Below are 880 nucleotides of genomic sequence, written 5' to 3'. Positions count from 1 at the left end.
GCACTGGGGTGAATAGTTACACCCGAAATATGATGAATTATTAAGTAAGGTTAAGTCATATGAAGATTTTAGTGTTCACAGAGTTAGTGATGTTAAGTTATGTTCGATTTTCGTAGATTTAAGAAATTTTACAAAGCGAGCTTTGTTTATTGATTCAGCAAATGTCGAAACAATAGATGACATTGCAAATTTAAAGCAAAAAGCAATATCCACTTGGATTAAATTAGCCCGATATTATGATGGCCATATCCATTCAATCACAGGCGATGGTCTGATGGTACTGATGGATAAGTTAGATGAAGAAGACGAGGAGTGGACAATTGGGGCAAGGAGTTTATTATTTAGTTTAAGAGTATTGGAGAGTGCAGATATTTTAAATGATTACTTAAAAGAGTTTTTAAAAGAAAAAGGAAAAGAGCAGTATGCTAATAATCCTGACAATCTAATTAATATCAAAATTGGTATTGAATACTCACCTAAGACTTTGATGAATCCACAAGGGGTTATTGTTAATGATAAAGGGGAAAATAAAGCTGTAGGAGAGGTAAAGGCAACTTCATTCGAAATTGACTTTTCTGCCAAAGTGCTAAGTAAATATAAGGAAGCTTTAAATGGTTTAAATGATAATGATGCTAAAAATAATCGATTAATCCTGTTTGGTAATCAGTATAAAGAATTGATGCAGTTTTTGGATAGTGAAATTGAAGTGAAAAAAGTCGATTCTTATAAGAGAACAATGTATGATGTAACTGAAACTAGAGATATATACTCGCTTGATACAAAACCTATTAAAAGAAATATATTTACTATTGAAGATGTTGCTGATATATGTGATGTAGAAGAACAGAATGAAGATTTTGCAAGGGCATCCGTCATAGCT

General features: G+C 31.8%; 1 protein-coding gene. It reads left to right on the top strand.

Features of this window, described 5'->3' with window-relative positions; all coding sequences use genetic code 11:
- Nucleotides 1-142: 142 nt before the first annotated feature.
- Nucleotides 143-880 (top strand): hypothetical protein (locus tag VU18_RS16180; RefSeq protein ID WP_152668865.1); only part of this gene is annotated, 738 nt, incomplete at its 3' end.

It is taken from the genome of Geobacillus sp. ZGt-1 (genome assembly GCF_001026865.1).
In the GTDB taxonomy this organism is placed as follows: domain Bacteria; phylum Bacillota; class Bacilli; order Bacillales; family Anoxybacillaceae; genus Geobacillus; species Geobacillus thermoleovorans.
The sequence above is the reverse complement of the archived record's forward strand: the minus strand, read 5'-3'. Positions and strand labels throughout refer to the sequence as shown.